Origin of the sequence: Cellulomonas bogoriensis 69B4 = DSM 16987 (genome assembly GCF_000767165.1) — a bacterium.
GTDB lineage: Bacteria > Actinomycetota > Actinomycetes > Actinomycetales > Cellulomonadaceae > Actinotalea > Actinotalea bogoriensis.
This window is the reverse complement of sequence record NZ_AXCZ01000115.1, coordinates 1-8,574: the sequence shown is the minus strand read 5'-3', so window position 1 is coordinate 8,574 and position 8,574 is coordinate 1. Positions and strand designations below refer to the sequence as shown.

Below are 8,574 nucleotides of genomic sequence, written 5' to 3'. Positions count from 1 at the left end.
CGGCATCGACTACGACGGCGCGCCCGCCGGGGTGGCGACGGTCGAGCCGGGGGACGTGCGGCACGCGTCGGTGCGCTCCACGTACATGCGCAGCGGGTCCCCGGGTCTGGTGCTGCTGCCCCGCACCACCGAGCAGGTGGCGCGGGCGGTGCGGTGGGCCCGCACCCAACCGGTGCCGCTCGCGGTGCGCAGCGGGGGGCACGGGATCAGCGGCAGGTCCACCAACGACGGGGGTCTGGTCCTGGACCTGCGGCATTTGGCCGGTGTGGAGGTGGTGGACCCCGCGACCCGGCTGGTGCGGGTGGGCCCGGGTGCCCGGTGGGGTGAGGTCGCGCAGGTGCTGGCACCACACGGGTGGGCGATCACGTCCGGTGACTACGGCGGGGTGGGTGTGGGGGGTCTGGCGACCGCCGGTGGTGTGGGCTACCTGGGCCGGGCCCACGGGTTGACGATCGACCACGTCCGGGCGGTGGAGGTGGTGCTGGCCGACGGGTCGGTGGTGCGGGCCGACGCCGGGCACGAGCCCGAGCTGTTCTGGGGTGTGCGGGGTGCGGGCGGCAACCTGGGGGTGGTGACGTCGTTCGACCTGCAGGCCCGTGAGCTGGGTGACGTGGGGTTCGCGCAGCTGGCGTTCGCGGTCACGGACCTGGCACGGTTCCTGGTCGGGTTCGGTGCGCTGGTCGAGGGCTCACCCCGGGACGTCACCCCGTTCCTGCTGATGGGCCCCCCGCGGGGTGGCCAGGTGGTCGTGCAGCTCTCGGCGATGGTCGCGGCCGACGACCCGGACGTCGTCATCGACCGGTTGCAGCCGTTCGCCCACCTGGCGCCCCTGGTGCAGCAGGCGGTGCACCTGGTGCCCTACGCCGCCGTCGTCGCTCACGGGGGCGGGCAGCACGACGGGCAGGGCGAGCCCGTGACCCGGTCCGGTCTGGTGGAGCACCTGACCGAGGGGTTCGCGGCGGACGCCGAGGCGCTGGTGCTCAGCGGCAGGGTGCCGTTCTTCCAGGTGCGGTCCGTGGGCGGGGCGATCGCCGACGTCCCCCCGGACGCCACCGCCTACGCCCACCGCAGCGCGGGGTTCAGCGTGCTGGCGATGGGGTCGGACCGGGCGTGGCTCGACGAGCGGTGGGACGCGATGACCCACCACTGCGCCGGGATCTACTCCAGCTTCGAGACCGACCCGCGGCCCGAGCGCATCCCCGAGGTGTACCCCGAGCCCACGCTGACCCGGTTGCGTGCCCTCAAGGCGCGGGTCGACCCCGAGGACCTGTTCGGTCACAACCTGTCGGTGGCGCCCCGCTGAGGGCGCCACCGGGGCGGGCGGTCAGCTCAGGGTGCAGACGTCTCCGTCGAGGGTCGCCCGCGACGGGGTGGTGCTGGCACCGGTGCGGGAGCCGTTGAACCCGACGGTCACCGACGCGCCCGCTGCCAGGGTCGCGTTCCACGGGGCGTTGACCGCGGTGACCGTCGACCCGCTCTGGGCCCACTGGGCGCTCCACCCCTGGGTCAGCTGCTGCCCGTCCGCCAGGTCGAGCGTCAGGGTCCAGCCCTCGAGCGCGGTGCCGCTGCTGTTGGTGACGCGCACGGACGCGGTGAACCCGGTGCTCCAGTCGTGGCTGGTCCAGGTGACCTCGCACGCCGTGGGCGGCTGGGGGACGGTGGCGTCGTCGTCGAGGTCGCCGACGACGACCCCGCGCCCGTTGGTGCCCACGTACACCCGTCCGAACACGTCGGGGTCACCGGTGATCGCCCCACCGGTCCACGCGAACTGGTGCCGGTCGTCGTTGATGCGCACCCAGGTGGCGCCCTCGTCCAGGGAGCGGAAGAACCCCCGCTGCCCCTCGAACAGGGACGTGGTGTAGATCGCCGGGTAGTCCGCCCCCGGAGCAGCCCGGCCGAACCCGACCGCTCCCCCGTCCTCGAACCCCGGGACGGCGGTGAACGTGTCGCCGGCGTCGGTGGTGCGCCACAGGCCCGTCTCACCGGCCAGCCACACGTGCCCCCGGTACCCGGGCACCGCACCGAACCGGATGTTGCCCTCGGTCGGGAAACCGGTGGCCGAGGACGCGGTGAACGTCCGACCCCCGTCCTCGGACCGGTAGAAGGTTCCGTCGGCGAAGGCGTAGAGGAGGTCCCCGTCGACCCGGTCGGCCTCCACCCTGGCGCCCGGCGGCACGCCCTGGGACGGGGACCACGACGAGCCGAGGTCCGTCGAGACGTGGACGCCGGTGCCGTCCGGGCTCCACACGACCGTGGATGCGTCCGCGGCGATCGCGACCGTCCCCCCACCGGTCACGCCGTCGGGCTCCTGACCGGCCCGCCACTGCTCCCCCGAGCTGGTGGTGGCACCGAAGTGGGACTCGACCTCACCGTCGACGGCCTGCCCCACGCGCACGATGGTCGCGGGCTCGGACTCGGCGAAGTCCACCCCGGTGACCGACCCGTGGTACGGATCGGTGAACGCGTCGTCGGGCACCTGGGTGATGTCGGTGTGCACGAACCCGCCGATGTCGTACAGGCCCGAGACGAGCTCGACCGGGCCGGGCGGGGCGGCGAGGTCCTGGACCGCGGTCTCCTCGATGCCCTGGGCCCGCACCTCGATCTGCACCGTGCCACCGGTGTCCCAGTCGGTCAGGTTGTCGGTGCCGTACACGGTGGCGCCCGTCCCGTACATCGCGTGGTCGGAGTCGAACGGGTCGATCTCGAACGACTGGGTCATCCACCCCAGCTTCACCAGCGGCTCGGGCGGGTTCGCCCGGGTGGCGCCGAACGTCAACCACGGGGCACCGGAGTGGTCGAGCTCGTAGCGCAGGTCCCGGTCGGGGTACCCGGCCCAGTCCCAGATGCGGGTCCACGTCTCGCCCCGGTCGGTGCTGCGGAAGATCACCAGGTCCGGCCACCACGACATCTGCGACACGACCATGATCGTGTCCGGGTCCTGCCGGTCGATCGTCAGGCCCGAGTACCCGTGCCCGGCGTCGGGGTCATCCGACGGGACCGGCGAGATACGCGTCCACTGATCAGTCGCGGTGTCCAGTCGCCACACGTCGCCCAGGTCCCCGTCGTACGGGCCACCGGTGTCGGACGTGGCCACGTACAGCTGACCGCCCTCGTGGTCCAGCACCCCCTTGTGGGGGAGGAACCCCGTCGGCTGGTCCGGGACCCGTTCCCACGTCGCACCGGCGTCGGTCGAGCGGTACACGTTGTTGTCCACGTCGGCCACGCCGACGTAGATGGTGGGCGTCGGCTCACCCGGTGCGCCGCTGGTCGGGTCGAACGTCACCCACACCACGCCCTGGTTGCTGGTCAGGTAGTCGGCCGGGTCGTCCGGGTCCTGCACGTACGTCCCGGGGTTCGGGAACGAGGTCACCTCGTGCCACGTCACCCCCTGGTCGGTGGACCGCCACAGCCCGTGACCGCCCTCCGTGCCCAGGTACAGGACCGTGTTGTCGTTGGGGTCGACCTGCATCCGCTCCCCCATGCCCCGGCCGGGCATGTTCCCACCGACCTGGAACGGCAGCATCGTCTGCTCCCACGTCGCGCCCCGGTCGTCCGAGCGCAGCACCGCACCGTCCTGCGGGTCCCAGCTGTTGGTGTAGCTGCCGACCGCCACGTACACCCGGTCCGGGTCGACGGGATCCGTCGCCAGGCTCAGCACGCCGCTGTGGCTCCACTCGTCCCACCCGATGTGGTCCAGCAACGGCACCCACCGACGGGTCCCCTGGTCCAACCGGTACGCCCCGCCGATGTCCGTGCGTGCGTACACCAGGCCGGGCTCCGACTGGTTGAACACGATGCCCGGGACGAACCCCCCGCCGACGATCTCCACGTTGCCCCACGTGTACCCGGCGTCGGTCGAGGCCTGGGGCGCGGACGGGACGGTCGTGGCTGCGGCGCCCGAGGCCGGCGCGATCGCGGCGGTGCTCGACGTGGTGAGCCCCGCGGTCAGGGCCAGCCCCGCCACCGCGGCCGTCAGAGGGACAAGTGGTCCACGTGCAGGCACGGTCAGCTCCCGGGTAGGCAGACGCCCCGCTGCTCAGGGGGGCGGGTCCCCGACGGCACTGTCGAGGCCCGGTAGGACCGTAACGGGCACCCCCGTGACCCCGCCGATGCTGAACCGATTAAGCCCGGCGGGGCGGCGGCGGACACCGACCTACGCCCCGACCGGTTTCCCCGTCCGCGCGTTCCCAGGAACGGGGAGCGACTGGTGCGCATCGCGACCCATCTGCTCCCCACGCCGCACCCCGGACCCGGTAGACGGAGGAACGGGGAGCATGCGGTGCGGATAGTGCACTGCACGCTCCCCATGAGCCGCCGAGGGTGGGGCGGCGGCCGGGCAGGAGCGGGGTGGAGGAGGCGGGACCGGGGCCGGTGCGGCCCGGGGCGCGGGCGGGCCCGGGGGTGGTGTCGTGCGTCTCGACGGCGGAGGGCGAGGGATTCGAACCCCCGAGGACGGGGTCACCGCCCTAACGGTTTTCAAGACCGTCGCTTTCGGCCGCTCAGCCAGCCCTCCATGCCCACGCAGCCGCAGCCGACGTCGGGCACGCCCATGCTAGTGGTACCACCGGTGTGGTCGGCCCGGGGACACCACGACCAGGCCGTGGAGTACGGCGACGCGGGCGAGCACCGGGTCGTACGTCGCGACCCTGCCGACCTCGGGGTGGGCGGCGGCGAACCCCAGGTGCAGGGCCTGGAAGGCGGTGAGGACCGACGTCGTCATCGCCGCCCGCTCCAGGGCCTGGTCGAAGAACGAGGCGACCGTCGCCGTCACGAGCACCTGCCGGGCGCGCTCACGCTCCACGACCCCCAGGGGGAAGGACGCGACCCGCAGCTCGGTGATGCCCAACCGGGTCACCACGAGCGTGTCCGTGTGCTCGGCGGACCACCGCAGCCACGCGCCGGACTCCACACCGGGGCTCAGGACGCGACGCAGCGCCGAACCGTCGGCATACGTCCACATGTCACGTCCTCGGTGGCCACTGCGCAGGACCAGCATCCCTGGTCACGAGCGTAGCCAGGACGCACCGACGGCGGCGCGGAGCCCACCCCGCGCCGCCGTCGCAGACGTGCTCAGCCGCGCAGCCGCTCCATCGCGAGCTGCACCAGCGAGATCAGCGTCTGCTTGGTCGCCGCACGCGACCTCGCGTCGGTGTACATGAGCGGGACGTGCGGAGGCACCGACAGCGCCTCGCGGATGTCGTCCAGCTGGTGACGTGCGACCCCGTCGAAGCAGTTGACCGCGACGACGAACGGGATGCCCCGGCTCTCGAAGTAGTCGACCGCGGGGAAGCACTGGTCCAGTCGCTCGGTGTCGACCAGGACGACGGCACCGATGGCGCCGCGGACCAGGTCGTCCCACATGAACAGGAAGCGGTCCTGACCAGGCGTACCGAACAGGTACAGCCACAACGACCCGGGCAGCGCGATGCGACCGAAGTCCATCGCGACCGTCGTGGTCGTCTTGCGGTCGGTGACGCCGCCGGCGTCGTCGACGCCGACCGAGTGCTCGGTCATCGCCGCTTCGGTGTTGAGCGGCTCGATGTCGGAGATCGAGCCGATGAACGTCGTCTTGCCGACGGCGAAGCCACCAGCGACGACGATCTTGACGACAGTAGGTGCGACACCCCCGGCGACCGGCGTGCGGTCCGAGACAGCGGTGTCAGAGGGCTGATATGCCATTGAGAACACTCTCCAGCACGCTCAGGGACAGGGCGGGGGATTGGCCGGTGTGGACACTGACCGGCGTCGACGTGTGGACACGGATGTGCTGGGACTCAGACAGGTCCGTGACCAGGACTCGCACGACGCCGAGCGGGAGCCGCAGCAGTGCGGACAGCTCGGCGACCGACACGAACGTGTGTGCGGCGTGCTGCAGGATGGCGCGCTTCTCAGGAGGCAGACCCTGGCCGCTGGCCGCGCCCGGGAGCACCTCGACGAGGGCCTCGAGCGGCAGGTCGGAGTTGGCTGCCCGCACGCGGCCACCGGTGACCGCGTAGGGACGAACCGTGCGCGCCTCGTACTCCACGCCGTCGTCGGGGTCCAGGGCGCTGTGGCGCCCCGGCGTCCCGAAGGTCTCCTCGATGTTGGTCATCGCTCAGATCACCCGACCGGGGACCGCATCGCGCCGTCGACGGGCAGGTTGCCCCGCATCTCGGTGACCAGCTGGGGGGTCAGCGTGGTCTCCGTGCGGGACACGAGCATCGCCATCTCGTAGCCGATGAGTCCGACGTCGCAGGTGGAGTCGGCCACGACGGCCAGCACCGACCCGTTGGAGACGCTCATGAGGAAGACGAAGAGCTCGTCCATCTCCACGATCGCCTGCCGGACGTCACCGGCGTGCAGCTGGCGCGCAGCACCGCGTGTGAGGCTCGACATGCCGGCGACGATGGCGGCGAGCTGGTCACCACTCGTGCGGTCCAAGTTCTCCGACATGGCCATGAGCAGGCCGTCGGCGGACACCACGAGCGTGTGCCGGGTCCCTGGCACCGTCCTGACGAAGTTGTCCAGGAGCCAGCCGAAGTTGGCTGCCTCCGAGCTGATCTCTGTCACGCGTCCTCCTCGAGGTTGCCGGCCTGGCGGCGGCTGGGTGTGCACGGGGTCACCATGAGGTGCTCCGCTGGGTCAGGTCGGTGTCCGGCGTGGTCACGGGCTCACGCCCGTGCGTCGGACCGTCCTCGGTACCGGTGTCGGAGGTCCCGCCACCGGTCGTCTGAGTGCTCTGCTGGTCTGCGGCCTGGCGGCCGCGGTTGGTACCGGACTGGAAGCTCGAGAGCAACGAGCGGACCTGGTCGGCGTCCCTGTCGGTTCGAGGTCGAGCACGGGAGGTGTCGATCTCGGGGGCTGCGGGGATGGTACCGGGGGTACGGCGGGCCAGGGTCGTCGGGGCGTCCGACGACACCGACTTGGGCCGGTAGGAGGAGAGCTGGCTCAGCTCGGCCAACGCCTGCTGGGCGATGTCCGCACGCTGGGCGAGCATCTGGTTCATGTCCTCGTCGAAGGCACGGGCCTCCGGCGTGAACGTCGTCCGTGACGCGTACGCCCGGGGGGCAGGAGCCGGCTGGGGCACCTGACCGGTGCCGGTCACCGGGGTGCCCGACGCGGGGGTCGTGTCACGACCGCCCTGGTCCTGCCCGCCCCAGACCGGGACCTCGATGGGTCCGGACTCCGGCGGTGAAGGGGCGGGGGAACGCTGGGCCTGGGGCTCCTGGTACTGCCCCTGGTACTGACCCTGGGGCTGCGGTGCCTGCTCGGCCTGCGGGGCGGGCCGTGCGGCCGGCTGCTGGAGCTGGGGATTGGCCTGCGGCCCGGAGCGGAACACCTGGTCCGCACCCTGACCCGACGCGCCCCACGCCGACTGGCGTGCCGGGGCCTGCTGGGGCGACGGCTGGGGGGCGAACGGCTGCGCGGCGGGCGCAGAGGGGGCCGTGGCTGCCGCCGAGAACGGGTGCACGGGCTGCTGGCCCGTCACGGGTGCGTGCTCGTCCTTGGTCTTGCGGCCGAACGGCCACCGGCGCTTCTTCTGCTCACGCACGTCGCGCCGGCGCGGACCGTCCACGAGGGAGGAGAACGACGAGTTCGGGTCGTCCGCCACCGGGGTGGGGGTCGCCTGCCACATCGCGCCGGCCGCGGCCGGGACCTCGGGCTCGGCCTGCTGCTGCCACTGCTGCTGCGGGGCCTGCTGCTGCGGGGCATGCTGCTGCTGCCACTGCTGCTGCGCCGGCTGCTGCTGCCACTCCGGCTGGGCGTCCTGCTGCGGGGCCTGCTGCTGGGCGGTGGGCCACTGGGGCTGGGGGACCTGCTGCTGCCACTGGGACTGCGGCGGCTCCTCCGGCTCCGGGACGGCCTCGGTCTGCCACTGCGGCTGCCAAGCGGGCTCCTGCTGCTGGCGGCCAGCGTCAGGCTGGGCCTGGGCCTGGGCCTGCTGCTGCTCCCACTGGGGTGCCCACTGCTGCGTCGGCTCCTCGGTGGGGTACTCCAACGGCTGCGGTGCCCATGCCTGGCGGGGCTGCCAGGCGGGCTGGGCCTGCTGCTGGGGAGCTGCCTGCTGGTGTCCGTTCGGCGTCGACTCGTAGTGCGGCGCCTGCGGGGCGTACCCCTGCTCGGCGTGCTGCCGGTCGTGACCCGAGCCGGCCTGCGGCGCGCTGTGCTGCTCCGGCGCGGCCCACTGCTGACCGGCCTGCTCCTCCTCGACCAGGCGCGGCACGACCATGCCGGACTGCTCGTGCTGCTCGTCGGCCTGCTCGGCCTGGCCGTAGGCCTGCTCGTGCTGCTCGTGGGCCTGCTCGGCCTGGCCGTAGGCCTGCTCGTGCTGCTCGTAGCCCTGCTCAGCCTGGACGTGGCCCTGGTACTGGTCCTGCTGCGGGGCATCGTCGTGCTGCGCCGCGGGGGCGTGCTGCTCGTGAGCCTCCTCGTCCGCGCGGGCCTCGGGGGCACCCCCGCGTCCGAAGAACGCGGCGGCACCGGCGGCAGCCGCTGCCAGGCGCTCGGCTCCGTCACCCGGAGCCGGACGGCTCTGGGCCTGGGCCTGGGCAGGGGCCTCCTGGCCGATCGCGGCCGCAGCCAGCTCGGCCCGAC

General features: G+C 72.8%; 7 protein-coding genes and 1 tRNA gene. 1 reads left to right on the top strand and 7 read right to left on the bottom strand.

The genetic code is table 11. From position 1 onward, the window contains the following. Positions 1-1,303: FAD-binding oxidoreductase (locus N869_RS10445; RefSeq protein ID WP_035061250.1), on the top strand; the 1,303-nt coding region annotated here is incomplete at its 5' end. Between the two features lie 21 nt (positions 1,304-1,324). Here N869_RS10445 and N869_RS10440 read toward each other — a convergent pair. From N869_RS10440 to N869_RS17800, 7 genes are all read right to left on the bottom strand, one after another. Beyond that, positions 1,325-4,003, bottom strand: coding sequence for a cellulose binding domain-containing protein (locus N869_RS10440; RefSeq protein ID WP_232229697.1), 2,679 nt, complete (start codon positions 4,001-4,003; stop codon positions 1,325-1,327). A 420-nt stretch (positions 4,004-4,423) separates the two neighbouring features. Beyond that, positions 4,424-4,513: transfer RNA gene (locus N869_RS10435), tRNA-Ser, on the bottom strand. Between the two features lie 39 nt (positions 4,514-4,552). Further along, positions 4,553-4,960: a hypothetical protein gene (locus tag N869_RS10430; protein ID WP_035061244.1), complete on the bottom strand. Its 408-nt coding sequence runs from the start codon at positions 4,958-4,960 to the stop codon at positions 4,553-4,555. Positions 4,961-5,070: 110 nt separating this feature from the next. Next, positions 5,071-5,679 carry a GTP-binding protein gene (locus tag N869_RS10425; RefSeq protein ID WP_035061241.1) on the bottom strand — a complete coding sequence of 203 codons (609 nt, stop codon included), beginning with the start codon at positions 5,677-5,679 and terminating at the stop codon, positions 5,071-5,073. Further along, positions 5,660-6,091 (bottom strand): DUF742 domain-containing protein, encoded by a 432-nt coding sequence (locus N869_RS10420; protein WP_052105387.1) that lies wholly within the window; start codon positions 6,089-6,091, stop codon positions 5,660-5,662. The genes N869_RS10425 and N869_RS10420 overlap by 20 nt, the downstream gene beginning before the upstream one ends. 8 nt (positions 6,092-6,099) lie before the next feature. Beyond that, complete coding sequence (locus N869_RS10415) at positions 6,100-6,549, bottom strand: roadblock/LC7 domain-containing protein (protein ID WP_035061238.1); 450 nt, start codon at positions 6,547-6,549, stop codon at positions 6,100-6,102. Between the two features lie 49 nt (positions 6,550-6,598). After that, the coding region (locus N869_RS17800; RefSeq protein WP_035061235.1) for a hypothetical protein at positions 6,599-8,574 on the bottom strand (1,976 nt) is incomplete at its 5' end.

Bases quoted from the DNA above. Each gene is read 5' to 3' on its own strand.
- N869_RS10430 (WP_035061244.1), bottom strand. From the start codon at position 4,960: ATGTGGACGTATGCCGACGGTTCGGCGCTGCGTCGCGTCCTGAGCCCC.
- N869_RS10425 (WP_035061241.1), bottom strand. From the start codon at position 5,679: ATGGCATATCAGCCCTCTGACACCGCTGTCTCGGACCGCACGCCGGTC.
- N869_RS10420 (WP_052105387.1), bottom strand. From the start codon at position 6,091: ATGACCAACATCGAGGAGACCTTCGGGACGCCGGGGCGCCACAGCGCC.